Below are 16,243 nucleotides of genomic sequence, written 5' to 3'. Positions count from 1 at the left end.
GGGCGCACGCGGCGGGCACATCGAGCAATGACATGTGAAATCCCCACGCAGCAACGTGCGAAGGCGCCTCGCCCGCCTATAATGGATGCACCGACAGGAAGAAGGCCCCATGACGCACAGCATGCTCTCGCACTATTCCTACCCCACCCCCCACGGCCCGATCACCGTCTGCGTGAGCGAGCGGGGCGTGCGCGCGGTCGCGTTCGGCGAGGTGCAGCTTTCAGGCACCCGGCGCCCGACCGAGCTTTCGAACCGCTGTGCCACCGAGCTTTTAGAATACTTCGCTGGGAAGCGCACCGCCTTCGACGTTCCGCTCGATCCCGAGGGGAGCGAGTTTCAGAAAAGCGTGTGGGAAGCGCTTTCCCGCGTACCCTTCGCCACCTCGGTCACCAGCGGAGATATCGCGCGCGAGCTGGGGAAACCGAAATCATACCGCGCTGTGGGGGCCGCGGTGAGGGAAAATCCGCTTGCCGTGATCGTCCCCGACCATCGGGTTGTGCGCGCCAACGGACGTCCCCTCGCCGCCGACGCGCGCGGGCGCATCCGCGAGGGGCTTTTGCATATGGAGCAAGAGCGCGCGGGAGCTTAACGTAGCGACGCTCGAGCTGACGAGCAACGCATCGTTCGGCCCGCGCACGGTTTCGCAAAGCCAGCGAGTATAACCCCGATAAGCCGCGCCGCTTGCGACCGCAATAAACCGAACCACGCGCAAGGCCGAGGAGACCGAACTCGTACGCGACCCCGCAAAGCCAGGTGAAGACTTCCCCGGGGCCGGACAATAATTAAGAAGAGGCAAGAACACTTTGAACGTATATTTGAGCGACATCCTCACCGCATGCATCCTGTTTCCGGCAGTCGCCTTCCTTATCACCGTCCCCTATATGATCTACCAATACCGTCGCCGAGGGTCGGTGCCGAAGCTCCATACCGCGATCGTCTACTCGTTCGTGTTCTACCTCATGTGCGCGTACTTCCTCGTGCTTCTGCCGCTTCCCGCAGACCGCACGGCGTATGTCGCCTACGCGGCGACACCGCAGCTTGCTCCCTTCAACTTCGTCCATGAGTTTCTCGCCGAAACCACCTTCTCGCCAAGCGACCCCGCAACATGGCTGCGGGTTTTGCGCGACCCGTACATCTACGAGGCATTCTTCAATGTGCTGTTGCTTTTGCCATTAGGAGCCTACCTTCGCTACTATTTCAGGCGCAGATGGTGGCAGGCGCTCATCATCGGTTTTTTGGTGACGCTCTCGTTCGAGACGACCCAGCTCACAGGATTGTGGGGCATCTACGAGCACCCGTATCGCCTTTTCGATGTGGACGACCTCATCCAAAACACCTTAGGCGCCATGGTGGGATTCTGGCTGGCGGGCCCCGCGATGCGCGCGCTTCCCGACTTGCGCACGGCGAACCTGCGAGCGGCCGAGGCGGGGCTTTCCGCCAGCGTCACGAGGCGCGCCCTCTCATTCACGCTCGATTGCGTGCTGGCGGCCGCGCTTGCAGTGGGATTCACCTACCTGGTGTATCAATCAGGCCTGGTTGCAACCCCGATTAGCGCAAAGGCAACGGCAGCGCAGGCCCTCGAGGCGACCACCGCGCAGATAAGCGATGCGCTCTTGCCGGCGCGCCTGTGCATACTTATCGCCCTCGTCATCGTGTTCTTCATCGTGCCCGTGGTGACGAAGGGCCGCACTCCCGCCCAGGCGCTCTTGCACCTGCGCATCGTGCGCACGGGGGCGCGGCGCGCATCGTGGTACCACTACCTGGCGCGATACGGTCTGCTGTTCGTCTTCATCTGGATTCCTTGGGGGCTGTTCACCCTGCTTACCGAAGTGGGAGACGGCTCGATCGGATCCGAGGCGGGCACGTTGGCAACCTTCGCCTCGCAGAACACCGAGGCCTGCATTGCGGTGCTCGCCGTGTTCACCGTGGCCTGGGTCGTCTCGCTGATCATTCGCGGCGTGCGGGCAGCGTCGGGCCGCGCTCCGTTCGTGATGCTGAACGGCATGCTGAGCCGCACTCGCATCATGACGGAGAGCGGCCTTGCGGCCGAGCGCGCGAGGCTGAGCGCACTTTCCGTCGATGACGTGCGAAAGCTTGAGCAACTTATCGCTGAAGGCGGCACACCGCTCGCAAGCCTCATGCGCTGTGCGGGCGAAGCGGTCGCAGACGAGGTGCGCACCTGGGCGGGAGGCCCTGTGCGCGTATGCGTGCTGGCGGGCTCGGGCAACAACGGAGGCGACGGCTGGGTTTGCGCGGAAAGCCTCGCAAGAAGCGGGTACCCCGTTACGCTGATCACCCCGAAAACGGCAGAGGAGCTGACAGCCGAGCCTGCGAGAACCGAGGCCATCTCTTCCTTGGACCGCGCGCTCGAAGGCGAGCTTCCCCTGACCGTCGCGGTTGCGCCGGAAGCCGACGATGCTGCGCGAGCGCTCGATGAGGCAGAGGTCGTCGTCGACGCGATTCTGGGAACCGGCTTTACGGGAAACAGCCTGCACGAGCCGTACGCAACGTGGATTTCCCTTGCCAACCTGCGGAGGTTCAAAGGGCCCCGCGGAAAGGGACGCGGAGCCCATCGCGCCCGCACGGGAAAACCGAGCAAGCGAGCAAGCGGCACCACCCTGTGCGATCGCAGGAAGGACGCCCCCTTCGCCGTAGCGGTCGATGTGCCAAGCGGCTATTCCGCGCAAGCGGCGACCTGGGCCGACCCTTGTTTCTGCGCCGACGTCACCGTCACCATGCTCGCGATGAAGCCGGGCCTCATCGCGAGCGGCGCCGAACGCTTCTGCGGACAGGTGAAACTCGCGGAGCTCGTGGACACGGCTCCCTATCGGGAAAAACTTAGGTAGGGCGGCGCGGCTGCCGTCTACGGGTATCGTATGTGACGGATGGCAGGAAACTCGAAAGCAGAAGCTCGAGTAGGGGTTGTGTGCAGCGGCCGTCTACAGCTCCACGCGCTCGAACATCTCTTTGCCTACACCGCAAATGGGGCATTCGAAATCATCAGGAAGCTCATCGACGTACTCGATGTGGCCGCAAATCGTGCAGCGCCAGCCCACCTTCGGGGCCGCATCCCCCTCCTTCGGGGTCGCAGCATTCTCCTTCGGGGCCGCAGCACTCTCACCTTCACCGCCTTCCCCCGTAGACACCGAAGCGAACACCGGCTGTTCGTCACCCAGATAGCTCGAAGCCTTGGGCGGCGTTTTCCCACCTTTGACCTGGTGATAGAACGAGTAGGTCATGGGTACTGCCGCGCCTTCGACCTTCTGGCTCTCCTCCACCTCACCGATGAAGAGCACGTGCGTGCCCAAGTCGAGCTCGCCTGCGACCTTCGCGGAGAACCACGCGCAGCACGCCTCGACAACGTACGGCATGCCCGCAGCGTCGCGAGCGCTTGCATGTTGCGCGAACTTATCGAGCTCGGTCGACGAACGGAAGCCAAACGTGCCGATAAGCTCCATCGAGGCGTCCTCCGACAGGCACGACGCCGTGAAGCGACCCGCAGCTCTCAGGGCCGCCGTCGTGGCGTTTTCCTTGTTCAAGGCGACGCTCACCTGCAACGGCGAGGACGTGACCTGGGCGAAAGTGTTCGCGACGCAGCCGAAATCGCTGCCCTCGAAACGGGTTCCAATGATGTACATTCCGTAGCTTAAGCTGTGGAAAGCGGACTTATCGATCACTGGTTCCTCCCTCTCTTTTGGAAATATCGATTCCTTAATGATACTAATTCTCACTAAAGAATACAAGGACGGCGTTAAGAGAGACCAACTTGCAGCCCCTTTCTCCACGAGAGCCCCTTGCCAGCAATGCGCGTGCAAAAAACGAGGGGGTAACTGCCAGAAAATCGGCAGTTTTCATCATCTGACAGACGATTCGCTGCCCAATCCAGCCCACCTCACGATGTCTTCCCGTAACGCAAAATTAAAAGGCCAGGTCAAATTAGTGCAAGCGCCCGAGATGCTCTCCCCATCGCCCACCCCACTCCTTCCAGATGATGAAAACCACCCGATTTCTGGCAGGTCTCCCCCCTCCGCTTGACAAGGCAAGCGAAACGCCCGCTTAACGGCTCGTCCCACAAGCCGCACTGGCTGGTATCATCATCGGAGCATCATATGCGAGAGAGGGGACGCATGATTATTCGACCGGCAACCCATTCCGATGTCGATCGCATGGACGAGATCTGCGAGGCCGCAAAAGTCGCCATGCGGAACATGGGCATCGATCAGTGGCAAGACGGCTACCCCAACCGCGCATGCTGGGAGGCGGATGTCGACGACGGCTTCGCGTACGTGGCAGAAACCGACGAGGGAACGGTTACGGGAATGTTCGCCCTCGTCACCAACGCCGAGACGCGCGACCCGGAGCCCTCATACGGCAAGATTGACGGCTCATGGCTCACACCCAAAGCAAATTACGCTGCCGTGCATCGCGTGGGCGTGGCCCCAGAGGCGAAGGGCCAAGGCATCGCCGGCATGATGCTCGACTTTGCGTGCAACAAAGCCGCCCAGATGGGGTCTGCCTCGGTCCGCATCGACACTCATGCCGACAACAAGCCCATGCAACGCACTCTCCAGAAAGCGGGATTCATCTCCTGCGGCGTCATCACCCTAGCGGAAGGAAACGATGCGGGCGAGCCGCGGATCGCATTCGAGAAGCTCGTGTAAACGCGCCCGCATAGCTACCGTCGCCTGTCTGCGTGATGAGCATAGCAAGCAAAGCCGCCGAGCCCATGACCTGTCACGCGACGCCAAGCGAAGCCGAGATGCGCAACGCCCGACGCTCGATAACAGGTAAGGTCCTGCTGGGCTCGCCGCCTGCCGCCCGACGGCGAGCCCAGCCACCAAGCTTGCCGCCCGTCGCCAAACGAGGCAACCGAACGATGACCCGTCACGCATTGGGGCTTCACCGCGGCAGCTTCGACTGCAAATAAACGGGAAATAAAGTTAGATTCCGTAGAATTCAGGCTTCAACGAACGGCTCGTCAAATCGCGAGCGAGCGATTTCGGGTCAGCGCCCTCCCACACCACAGATCGAACTGCGTCGGCGATAGGCAGATCAACGCCGTAGCGGTCGGCGAGCACCTTCACGTTGCGGCACGCGTTGGCGCCCTCGGCGACCATGTGCGTCTCAGCCGTGAAATCCTCGAGCGTCTTGCCAGCTGCAAGCATCTCGCCGAACGTGCGGTTGCGCGAATGGCGGGACATACACGTGGCGACCATGTCCCCCGTGCCCGCAAGCCCCATGCAGGTAATCGCGTTGCCACCGCAGGCCACTACGAGCCGGCTCATCTCGGCCAGGCCGCGCGACACGAGGAGCGCCGCAGTGTTGTCGCCGAACCCAAGCCCGTAGGACATGCCCACGGCAATCGCGACCACATTCTTGAAAGCGGCGCACAGCTCCACCCCGCACGCGTCCTCACTCGTATAGGCGCGGAACGACTCGCACGCGAACAGCTCCTGGAAAAACGCTGCCGTATCAGGCGATTCGCTCGCAATAACCGTGGCAGCGGGAACGCCGCGCACCACTTCCTCGGCGTGATTGGGACCCGAAAGCACGGCAAATCGGCTACGGTTGCCCATCTCGGCGTCGAGGATGTCGATGGGAAGAAGCCCGCTGCCCTCCTCGATGCCCTTCGAGCACACGATGACGGGGAAGTCGGAATCGACCACATCGGCCAAGGCGCGCGCCGCCCCGCGAACGAGCGTCGAGGGCGTCACGATAACGGCTGCACGTGCGCGCAGCAGCGTATCGCGATACGAAAGCGTGGCAACGACGTCGGGGTTCAGCTCGACATCGCTTAGGTAGCGAGGGTTCTTGTGCTCGGAGTTGATCGCCTTCACCACTTCGGGTTTGCGCGCCCAAAGCCCCACGTTATGGCCGTTGTTCGCAAGCACCTGCGAAAGCGCGGTGCCCCAAGAGCCCGCACCGATGACCGAAACCTTCATGCGCTACTCCTTTGCCTTGTCTCCGATGCGGCGCTCGGTCCCCGTTGCGAGGCGATGGATGTTGCCGCGATGCGCCCAAATGACAACGAGTGCAGTGACCAGGCACAACGCCCATGCAATCGGGTCGAATGCCTGGAAGAGGAAGTAGTATGCCGCAAAAATCGGGCACACGATCGCCGCCGCGAGCGAGCCCGCCGACACGAATCGCGAGATGGCGACCACCACGGCAAAGACGGCGATCTCCAAAAGCGCGCCCATCACGCCGAAGGTCACGAACAGGCAGCCAACCGCGACCGCAATCCCCTTACCGCCCTTGAACTTGAGCCACGGGCTGAAGATGTGCCCGAGCGTGCAACAGAGGAAGGTGAGCGCCACTACCGTAGAGGCGCTCACCGGCGAGTCGGCCGCCACGCCGGCACCCGGGATGAACGTCGCCAACACGAAAAGGGCAGCAAAGCCCGAAAGCAGGCCTTTGCCGAAATCGAGCACGAACACCGCGGCGCCACCCTTCTTGCCCATGGTGCGCATGGCGTTGGTGGTCCCGATGTTGCCACTGCCGTGCTCGCGAATGTCGGTATGGAACACCGACTTCGAGATGATGACTCCCCAGGGAATCGACCCGAGCAGGAAGCAAACAACGACAAGCAGCGCAAGCGCGACCAAAACAAACTCCTTTGCAAGACTGACGACGCAGATGATGGCGCCCATGCCCAAAGCGATGGCCGCAAGGAACGAGAAATCCGTGTATGACCAGGGTGATTCGGGATAGGACATAGGCGGTGGCTAATCCTTCTTCTTGAACTTGAGCCGGATAGGCGTGCCCTCCAAATCGAACGTCTTGCGCAGACGGTTCTCCAGGAAGCGCTCGTAGTTGTCGGTCACCAGATCCGGGCGGTTCACGAACACCGTGAAATGCGGCGGGCAGGTGCCCGTCTGCGTGACATACTTCATGCGCAGCACGGCCTTGCCCTGCGACACCGTGTGGCCGGTCTCGCGGATGGAGGACAGCCACGAATTGAGCTTGTTGGTGGAAATCGTCTGGCTGAAACCGGCGTAGGCCTTGTCGACAGCGTCCCAGATGCGGTCGACCTTCTTGCCTGTGAGTGCGCAGATAGCGACAACGGGCGCATAGCCGACGAAGGTCATGCGGTCCTCGATGCGCTCGCGGACCTCGGCTTTCGCTTCGGGGCCTTCCACAAGATCCCACTTGTTCAGCACGATGATCATGGCGCATCCGCGCTCGGCCGCAAAGCCCGCCACGCGCTGGTCCTGGTCGGTCAGGCCAATCGAGCCGTCGATCACAAGCAGCGCGACGTCGGCGCGGTCGATGGCGCGCATCGCGCGAACGAAGCCGTAGTACTCCACGTCCTCGTCGATCTGGCTTTTGCGGCGCAGGCCCGCCGTGTCGACGATACGATACTTCTTGCCGTCGTGGACGACCACCGTGTCGATGGCGTCGCGCGTGGTGCCCGCCACGTCCGAGACGATGGAACGGTCATTGTTGGTGAGGCGGTTGGTGAGCGAGGACTTGCCCGCGTTCGGGCGACCGATGATGGCAACGTTGATGATGTCCTCGTCGTCTTCTTCATCCTCGAAACTGCAATCGACTTTGCGCAGGTGATCGACTACTTCGTCGAGCAAATCGCCCGTGCCGTGACCGTGCGTGGCGGAGATGGGAAACGGGTCGCCAAGGCCCAGCTGGTAGAACTCCCACAACTCGTCGAGCTTGTTGGGCGTGTCGAGCTTGTTCACGGCGAGCAACACCGGCTTGGAAGTTTTGCGCAGGATGCGCGCGACCTCCTCGTCGTCGGCGTTGATGCCGGTCTTGCCGTCCACGATGAAGACGATCACGTCGGCCTCGTTGGTCGCCTCGAACGCCTGCGAGCGGATAGAACCCTGGAACTGGTCTTCCGTGCCCATCTCGATGCCACCGGTGTCGATCAGCTTGAACTCGATGCCGTTCCAGTCGGCCTTGTGGTACGAACGGTCGCGCGTGACACCGCGCATCTCGTGCACGATGGCCTCGTCGGCCTCGGCGATTCGATTGACAAACGTGGATTTGCCCACGTTCGGGCGGCCTACGACCGCAACGATTGGTAATGCCATATTGATCTATCCTTCAAAGCTCTTGGCGCGCAAATCAGCGGCCAGGCGGGCGATTTCCGGTAAAAATTCCGAACCGTTACAGGATACCACGGCCACATGCGCACCTGCGGCTTTTTCGATATCCGAAAGCGTCATGTCGTCGAGCGTCACCCCGTCATCGTTGAAGACGACGCGCGGAATGCAGAAGAGGGCGAGCGGCGAGTCGCTCGAAGCGGGCGAGTCGGCATCTTTAAGCGAGGCCGGCTCGTCGAGCGGCCCCTCCCGCAAGGCGTCATCCCGAATCGCGCGCACGATGTCGCAGCCGCAAAGAAGCCCCGTCACGTCGACGTTTCCGCCGAAGAAGTCGTTCTTCACGAACAGCGGGCGAACGAGCCCCGCCACGGCGCTTTCCCTCAGAAGGCGTGCCGCGAAACCGCGCGTGGCGTAGCCGAACACCAGGCGCACTGCCACGTTCGACTCGTGAAGCTCCTGCGCGCAGGCGACGTCCGCGCCCGATTCCACGGCGCGCCGCCAGTCGTCGGCGAACGAGCGCACGATTCCCACGCCATCCTCGAACATCTCGAACTCGCCGTAGCAGCTGGCGGGGGGAAGGTGCTCGAGCAGCGCGTCGCCGTAGGCGTTGCAGTAGAACTCGTCGGCGGCATGGGCCCAAAGGGTCCCACGTTCGGCCAGCGCGCGTTCCTGAACAGGCTTTATGACTTCCATCGCGCGATAGGCGGCGTCGGGATCGTCAAAGCTTTTCGTAAAGCACGTCTGGTGTTTGGTGAACCCGAGCGGGACGATGCAGACATCGAGGATCCCCGGCCGCGCATAGGCCCACTCGAGCGTCTCGCGCAGCACTTCCCCGTCGTTCTCGTCGGGCATGAGGACGATCTGCGCGTGGAACTCGATGCCGGCGGCAAGCAGGCGGTCGAGCACCTCGATGCCATGGGCGGCGTGCTTTCCGATGATGCGGCGGCGGACCTCGGGGTTCGAGGCGTGCAGCGACACGCGCAGGGGGCTGATGCGCTGCTCGACGATGCGCGCCTCGTCTTCGGCGGAAAGGTTCGTGAAGGTGACGAACGTGCCCGCGAGGAAGCTCAGGCGGAAGTCGTCGTCGCGCAGCGTGAGGGACGCCCGCATGTCGTTGGGGAGCTGGCGCATGAAGCAGAAGATGCAGGCGTTACGGCACTGCTTCACCCCGTCGAACACCACGCCTTCAAACTCGAATCCCCAGTCCTCGCCCTCGTCGCGGAAAAGTTCGACCTCCCCCACCTCGCCGTCGAGGTCAATGTACCCCACCTTGATCTCGTCTTCGGCGGAAAGCCAGCGCCAATCGATCAGGTCGCGCACGGGCTCGCCGTCGACCGTGGTGATGAAGCAGCAGGGTTCGAATCCTGCGTCGTCGGCAGGGCTTTCGGGGGCAACGTACGCGATTTCGGCGCGGGGCGGGAGCTTTTTGCGCGCACGCGAACCTGCCGCGCGCGCATTGCCCGCAGCTTCGCGATCGATGTCTTTCGAGGGGTATACCGCCACCCGCGCATTCCTTTCCCGTGCAGCCGCAAGGAGCGCGACTTCGACGCCTTCCCCGAAGCTGCCTGCTCCTTTGGTAACTGTACTATGCTAAACGAGAATCGGCGGCGAGGGAACAACCCCATCCAAAGCACGCAAGCGGAAAGCGGGCATGCGAATGCGCTCGCGCCTAGCAAGACGACCGCAAATCAGCGCCGCCCCACACTACAGCGACGCCTCAAGCGCCTTTTTCAGATCGGAGGCAACTTCAGCACCATCCACTCTCAAACTACAGTCATCGCCTTTAGCGAACGCGAGCAAGGGCAACGTCCCATACCAGGCAGTCTTATCGTCAAACACCGCTATTCCGCTCAGCGGAGAGTCGCAAACCTCAACCTTGCAGCCCGCGTTCGAGAGCGCCTCCGCAATGCCAGACTGCAGCACTCGCGATTTTTCACCCTTCGGTTCCTTCAGAATAACCCGAACCGAAACTCCCCGAGCGACCGCCCCGGCAATGTCGGGTAACAGCGATTCGACCAGCTTCGAGTTGGCATACGACGCCGAGACGATAGCGGAGCTGCATGCGTTCGAGAAATCCGACAAAAGCTCAGCACGCCACGTATCGACCGCAATTATGCGCGCGCCCGGCCCCTCCCCTTCAGACACCTCGCCAATCTCGTAGCCAAGCTTCGCGTATGTTTTCAGGCGCTTCTTGTACATGCGCTCGAGCATCGGTACGCTCGTATCAACATAATCGAAGACGATAACGTTATCCTTGCCCTCATTTTCTCGGTGAAGGCGCCCCGAATACTGAGTGATGACGCCCTCCCAAGAATAAGGCGAAGCGAGAAGCAGCGTATCAAGCTGGGGGAGATCGAAGCCCTCGCCGATATAGCTGCCAGTTGCAACGATTACATGGCGTACACCCGTCGTGCTTCGAGCCCGATCGATTCTTTCCCGCTTCTCTCGGACGCTGCCCTCACCGGTAAGCAAAACAGTCTCAACGCCTGCATCCTGCAGAAGCTTCGCGAGATCGGCAGCATGCCTCTTGAGCTTCGTAATCACAAGAGGCGCTCGTCCTGAGTTCACAGCATTTAAAGCGTCTTCAACGATAAGGGCATTCCGAGCACCATGATCACAGAGTCGGTCGACCACTTGGTTAAAAGACGTCCCTTGTTCCAAACCCGCCAATCTGATTCGAGTGAAACGCGGCCGAAGGACTCTTCTAAATCCCTGTTCAGCCGCCTGCTCTTTGGGATCGACCTTATGTCGTATCGGCCCGCACTGCATGTAGATGATGCCCTCGAGCCCATCCGAACGCTTCGGTGTAGCGGAAAGCCCATAGACCCATCTGGCATTCACGCTCTTCATGACAAGCTCAAGGTTTGGTGCCGCACCATAATGGCACTCGTCGCAAATGACGAGATCGTAGTCAGCAACTACCGGCTTAGCGCGCGGGATGCCCAAATCGTCCTTGTTTGAAAGAGATTGGAACGTGGCGATGTCGATGATTCCACTCGGCGCGTTCTTGCCGCCTCCAAGTTGGCCGATGACAGGACGTCTGCGCTTGCTCAACTTGCCAGATTTCGTGAGCAGCGGAGGACGATCATCCTCAATGCTTAAAAACTGCGCGAGCCTTGTTTTCCATTGCTCAACGAGGCTGGTCTTTGGGACGATAATAAGTGTGCTTACTTTCAGCTTCCCAATGAGATACGCGCCAACTATCGTTTTCCCAAAACCTGTCGGAGCAGAAAGCACACCGCTCTCGTAGTGGAGCAGAGCCTCCGCTGCCTTTTGCTGCCTCTCGCGGAGTTCGCCTTTGAACTCGACCTTGAGCCGCTCACCTTTGTTTCGACGATCATCGAAAGAGCAGACACAACCATGCTCACCGGCAAGCCGCACGAGCTTCTGCTCGCAACCTCGAGGGAGCATGATGCTTTGCTCGTCTTCCTCGCCGCACCACACAATTCTGTTCTTGCCGTAAACCGACTGGTGCATCGCCTGCGCGCGGTAAAACTCAGGGTTGCCGAATGCAGCTAAGCGCCTAATCTGATTCTGCGCTTTCTGGGAAACACCCTGTTTGTCCACATAAAGCATGTTTGCTTTTACCACGCTAATCGACTTCGGAAAGTCTTCTGAAGCGACACCTTCAATCTGGTTAGGGAAAGCCGCCGACAAAAGACCTTCCGAATCCACCCGCTCATGAACCGGGTGCTTTGCAAAAGCAAGCTGCCCCAACGGTCCGTCAATAGCCGAGCTTGCAATTTCTCGAGCAAGACGGGTGGAAACCTTGGAGATGGTGGACAAGAACCGCCACTGATCGGGAAATGCTATGAAATCGTCGTCAACAAAAACCGAGTTAGATTGCCTCTGCGCCTGCCCCTGAAATGGCAACGCAATCAAGTTGCCAAAACCACCCTCGGGAATGGTGGACTGCGTCGGGAAGAGCCTATCGTACGCCCCAAAGCTCATTCCCGATGCCTTCGACATCGCGTAGGTGATAAGCGCACATCCGAGATTGCGCGCAAGCTCGGCATCGACAGGCTCCTCGAAGAAAAGCCAGACGTGCGCGCCGTTCCCGGAGCGGGATCGCTCCACGGCAGGATGCAGGCCGAAACCTCTGCACGCATCTCGATACAACGCTGTCTCGCGCTGCCAACCTTCTTTATCGAAGTCGGCAACCAGCACCCACGTCGTGTAGTCAGCCAGCAGCACGTACATGCCCATCACATCGCGAAAATCATCCCGCTTGCCCTTAAAATGCTCGACAATCGCCCGATCGTTGACTGGGATGAACCTTCTCGCTGCGCAATCCACACACTTTATTCCCCGATTCGCCCTCGTCCAGCGAGGGCAGTCCTTTGTTCGCTCGTTGGCGCATGTGGGCGAGTACCCTATGCCTCCGCCTTTCTTGGCGAAACCGTGGGCGTACACATCCTCACGTCCTTTGAACAGCGATTTGAAAAGCGCAACCTTGTCCCTTCCAGGACTTTCCGTTGTGACTAAGCGCTTCTTCGCTGCATAACGCGAAAATTCTTCTGCAGCCGCATTCCATTCAGGTTCCGAAGCATATCGGCGATTTCCGAATTCGTCTTCGAAAATACACACCGTTTCGCCTGAGGAATAATGAGGAATGAGTTCGACGAGGGCACACTCCCGACCGTTGATCAGCGCATATTTCGGCGTTCTATCAGCCATGCATCTTCGCCCTTACTATGACTGCCGTAATTCGCACCGAACATTCTACCAAGCAATAGGACCGCCAAACCGTACTGTCCGGCAATCACGATGGTTTATCAACTACTAGCAGCACCTTCATTCCGACAGGCAATAGAATATCCTCCGCTGTTTGCCCCAGGCAAGTCCCTAATAAACACAAATTGGCATCAGATGTTCCCCTATGCCAATTTGTCTACCATCGAACGCATGTTCATTGCAAAGAGTCAGTTTCATGGCGTATGATTGTCGCCAACGAAGAGATAGGAGCAGATATGACAAGCGCAATCGATGTTGCCGCATATATCCTGGAGCAAGTCGGTAGCGTTACGACCATGAAACTCCAGAAACTCGTCTATTACGCGCAGGCGCGAAGTCTCGTCATGGATGGCACGCCCCTGTTCAGCAATCGCATCGAAGCATGGGCTAACGGTCCGGTATCGCCCGACTTGTTCCATGTACATTCAGGAAAATACATGGTCGGCCAAGGCGGTCTGGGATCATTCGGATCATCATCCGCGCTTTCTGAGTCTCAGCGCAAAACCGTCGATACAGTTGTCGAGCTCTTTGGCTCTTATTCGGGCGAACAACTACGCGAAATGACTCACAGGGAAGCCCCTTGGACAGACGCACGAAAAGGCTATAAACCGGGCGAGAGATGCGAAACCGAGATTACCGTTGACGCAATTCGCAACTACTATTCCTCCCCTACATGCCTCAATCCCATAGCGCACTAGTTCTGTGAACAGCAAGTACAGCAAAAAGAAGATTAGGAGGGCCGGCGACAATCTCGCCGCTGGCTCTCTTTCCGGAGCAGAAAAACTAGAGGCGCTTCAAATTGTAGGGTACTGGCGGGCTGCTCATATGGAACCGCTGCGCAAAACATTATCTATGCTCGAAGAGGTTTGCAATCAGGATGCGTCAACGATTCTTGTCAGCAGACTAAAGCGCATCGACACAATAATCAATAAACTCAGCAGGCCGGGCTATAGCTTCATTCTCACAACGCTTAGAGATATCGCTGGTTGCAGGCTCATTGTTAAAACGGATGACGACGCTCGGCGAATAGCGCGAGCGATCCAAGCAACGGGGCAATGCCGCGACGTAAAAGACTATATGCAAGAGCCCAAAGAATCCGGGTACCGCGGCATACACCTCATTTGCCGGCACGATGCGGAGTCCTATGGTTACGAGAAGCTTGATGTCGAGGTGCAAGTTCGCTCTCGGCTTCAGCACGACTGGGCTACTGCCGTAGAAGCATACGATATGATAACCAATGCTAATTTGAAATTCGGGGACGGTTCGCAAAGTCAGAAACGATACTTCCAACTTGCTTCAGCCCTAATGAGCCACGATGTTGAAGACGAAAAAACTGCTCGGGATGAACTAAAGGCGTTGGACGATAAGCTTCATGTACTCGCCACCCTCCACGAAGCTACAGACTCAATGTACGTCGTTTACGATGCCGATTCCGATATTAACAGGTCGGATAGTTGTCTTATCACCGTAGACGTCGGTGTACAACAGATTAATTTGGAAGTCTTCACGAGCGAAGAAGAGGACAAGGCCGCAAATAAGTATACCGAACTCGAAAGTGGCAAAGGCGAGGGGCTCGTATATCTGCTTGCTCGAGCTAACTCACTCGAAGACTTGCGTCGAGCATACCCAAATTACTACTCTGATATTTCAGAATTTGTCAATTGGCTTCAAGCCTGCATCGGTTAGTCGACTGGACAAACAGTGGCAAGGAAACGCTAGCCTTTCACGAGCTCTGGAATTCGAAGAAGAGATATGGAAACCGAACTTGAACCCGAAATCCGACCTCCAATGCAAACAAATATCAAGACCCACGAATCAGACCCACCAGTTCTATAGTTACCACTCACCGAGGGAGTTCTAGTCCCTGGGTCGACCGTAGCGATAGCACCGGCAATCGTGGCATCAGCACCGCCGTCCCCACCTGCCCTTACTGCGCTCGTAGCCCCGTCGCGTCACTTTCGCCCTACGGTCCCCGCGGTCCAGTCGCAACAGACTGCGTCCGCACGAACCTCACATGAGCTACTTCGATGGTATCGGCGTACCCTCTATCCCCGTCGGACACGCATAGAGCTTCGCCGCGGCGGCGCGCTTGCCGTCTCCCGACTAGGAGCCCCAGCACGCAAGCCAAGAGACTCTCTCAAGCCGCAGCAACACACGCCTCCCAAAATTGCACCGCCCCAAGAAATCGCCAGTCACGCAGCCATGCTACTCGAACAATACCCCTGTCCTATACAAAGGACTCTCGAAAGCTACGACGTGGAGGACAATGTCCGCATCCCGCTGAGAAGAACAAGCAAGACGAAGGATGGTAGCGATGAGCGAATACAAGAAGTACCTGCACGTGGAACGTCTCGAGTCGGAGGAGTGCGAAGGCCTGCTCGACAACGACGCAGTCTATGTAACGGCGAAGGTCGACGGCTCGAACGGCTGCGTCTATTGGAGCGAGAAGGCTGGCAGGGTCATGGCCGGGTCGCGCAATTTCGAGCTCTCCGACGCTGAGGACAACGCGTATTTCCACGTTTGGATGGAAAGCGACGCCGACGAGGCAACGCTTCTTCGCGCTTATTGCGAGGAGCACCCGACGCGCATCGTATACGGCGAGTGGATGGGGCGCGACCGATTCATCGGAGCCTTCAAGGGTTACGACAAGGCGGCGCTCGGCAAGCTCCTCATTTTCGACGTTTACGAAACCGCGGAAGAGCGCTTCCTCGGCGAACCCGAATGGCGCGAAGAGCTCTCGGCAAGCGGTTTGGAACCTTACTTTATTAAGCTGCTTGCGGTGCTCGACCACCCCACGCTCGACGACGTCGTCGCCATGGCGAAGGCCAACAATTTCCTGCTCGAAGGGACGGATGCGGTCGGAGAAGGCGTGGTTTGCAAGGTCCCGGGATGGAAGAACCGCTTTGGCCACGCAGCTTACGGCAAGGTGGTGCTCGACGAGTTCATAAAGCAGCGCAAGCCCGCCAGCAAAAGCGTCGACGTCGAGCTCGAAATCGTCAATGGGTACATGACCGACGCCGAGCTTGAAAAGACAGTTGCCAAGGTGTGCACCATGGTCAACGCGGAGTCTTTCGACCCCGAGAGCCGCAAAATGATGGGCATGCTCACATCGATGTGCTGGAAGGACCTCCTCATCGAGTGCCCCAACTGGGTCAAGCGCATGAAGAACCCGACAGTGGACTTCGGCAAACTCGCGGGGCTTTGCAACGCGCGAGCCAAGGAGCACGTAAAGGCAAGCGGGCAATAGCGCACGTTTGCAATAGAGGTTCACGCATGCGGCATCTCGGTCGTTCTTTGCCGCTTTTCCACCTTGATGTTCTTTCAACAAGTTTGAAAGATAAAAAAGCCCGCTTTCGCGGGCTTTGAAATTCGAATGGCGGGATGTACGAGACTTGAACTCGCGACCTCCGACGTGACAGGCCGGCGCTCTAACCAACTGAGCTAACACC

The 16,243-nt window shown here is 59.1% G+C and carries 12 protein-coding genes; 6 read left to right on the top strand and 6 right to left on the bottom strand.

Annotated elements, in window-relative coordinates; genetic code table 11:
* Positions 1-109: 109 nt before the first annotated feature.
* On the top strand, positions 110-589 hold the full coding sequence (locus Q0G18_RS06560) for a methylated-DNA--[protein]-cysteine S-methyltransferase (protein WP_297151023.1): 480 nt from the start codon (positions 110-112) through the stop codon (positions 587-589).
* A 214-nt stretch (positions 590-803) separates the two neighbouring features.
* Positions 804-2,846 (top strand): VanZ family protein, encoded by a 2,043-nt coding sequence (locus Q0G18_RS06555; RefSeq protein WP_297151021.1) that lies wholly within the window; start codon positions 804-806, stop codon positions 2,844-2,846.
* 93 nt (positions 2,847-2,939) lie between these two features.
* Here the strand turns inward: Q0G18_RS06555 and Q0G18_RS06550 are convergent, their stop codons facing one another.
* The gene (locus Q0G18_RS06550) at positions 2,940-3,677 is read right to left on the bottom strand and encodes a flavin reductase (RefSeq protein ID WP_297151020.1); all 738 of its coding nucleotides are present in this window, start codon (positions 3,675-3,677) and stop codon (positions 2,940-2,942) included.
* 450 nt (positions 3,678-4,127) lie between these two features.
* Between Q0G18_RS06550 and Q0G18_RS06545 the strand changes: the two genes are divergently transcribed.
* Entirely contained in the window at positions 4,128-4,661 is a 534-nt protein-coding gene (locus Q0G18_RS06545) for a GNAT family N-acetyltransferase (RefSeq protein WP_297151018.1), read from the top strand.
* A gap of 279 nt (positions 4,662-4,940) precedes the next feature.
* Here Q0G18_RS06545 and Q0G18_RS06540 read toward each other — a convergent pair whose 3' ends face one another.
* The 5 genes from Q0G18_RS06540 to Q0G18_RS06520 form a co-directional block, all read right to left on the bottom strand.
* Positions 4,941-5,942, bottom strand: a complete 1,002-nt coding sequence (locus Q0G18_RS06540; RefSeq protein WP_297151016.1) for an NAD(P)H-dependent glycerol-3-phosphate dehydrogenase — start codon at positions 5,940-5,942, stop codon at positions 4,941-4,943.
* A 3-nt stretch (positions 5,943-5,945) separates the two neighbouring features.
* Entirely contained in the window at positions 5,946-6,716 is a 771-nt protein-coding gene (plsY, locus tag Q0G18_RS06535) for a glycerol-3-phosphate 1-O-acyltransferase PlsY (RefSeq protein ID WP_297151014.1), read from the bottom strand.
* 9 nt (positions 6,717-6,725) lie between these two features.
* Positions 6,726-8,048: a ribosome biogenesis GTPase Der gene (der, locus tag Q0G18_RS06530; protein ID WP_297151010.1), complete on the bottom strand. Its 1,323-nt coding sequence runs from the start codon at positions 8,046-8,048 to the stop codon at positions 6,726-6,728.
* Between the two features lie 6 nt (positions 8,049-8,054).
* On the bottom strand, positions 8,055-9,563 hold the full coding sequence (locus Q0G18_RS06525) for a DUF512 domain-containing protein (RefSeq protein ID WP_297151006.1): 1,509 nt from the start codon (positions 9,561-9,563) through the stop codon (positions 8,055-8,057).
* 201 nt (positions 9,564-9,764) lie between these two features.
* On the bottom strand, positions 9,765-12,737 hold the full coding sequence (locus Q0G18_RS06520; RefSeq protein ID WP_297151004.1) for a DEAD/DEAH box helicase family protein: 2,973 nt from the start codon (positions 12,735-12,737) through the stop codon (positions 9,765-9,767).
* Positions 12,738-13,030: 293 nt separating this feature from the next.
* On the opposite strand from Q0G18_RS06520, the gene Q0G18_RS06515 reads away from it, so the two are divergent.
* The 3 genes from Q0G18_RS06515 to Q0G18_RS06505 all read left to right on the top strand — a co-directional run bounded on the left by Q0G18_RS06515 (position 13,031) and on the right by Q0G18_RS06505 (position 16,041).
* Positions 13,031-13,492 (top strand): type II toxin-antitoxin system antitoxin SocA domain-containing protein, encoded by a 462-nt coding sequence (locus Q0G18_RS06515; protein WP_297151000.1) that lies wholly within the window; start codon positions 13,031-13,033, stop codon positions 13,490-13,492.
* 4 nt (positions 13,493-13,496) lie between these two features.
* A complete protein-coding gene (locus tag Q0G18_RS06510) occupies positions 13,497-14,480 on the top strand; it encodes a RelA/SpoT domain-containing protein (protein ID WP_297150998.1) in 984 nt (327 codons plus the stop codon).
* Between the two features lie 628 nt (positions 14,481-15,108).
* Complete coding sequence (locus Q0G18_RS06505; protein ID WP_297150995.1) at positions 15,109-16,041, top strand: RNA ligase family protein; 933 nt, start codon at positions 15,109-15,111, stop codon at positions 16,039-16,041.
* The last annotated feature ends 202 nt before the right edge of the window (positions 16,042-16,243 follow it).

Origin of the sequence: uncultured Ellagibacter sp., assembly GCF_934636505.1 — a bacterium.
Lineage (GTDB): Bacteria > Actinomycetota > Coriobacteriia > Coriobacteriales > Eggerthellaceae > Ellagibacter.
This window is presented reverse-complemented; position numbering and strand designations above follow the sequence as displayed.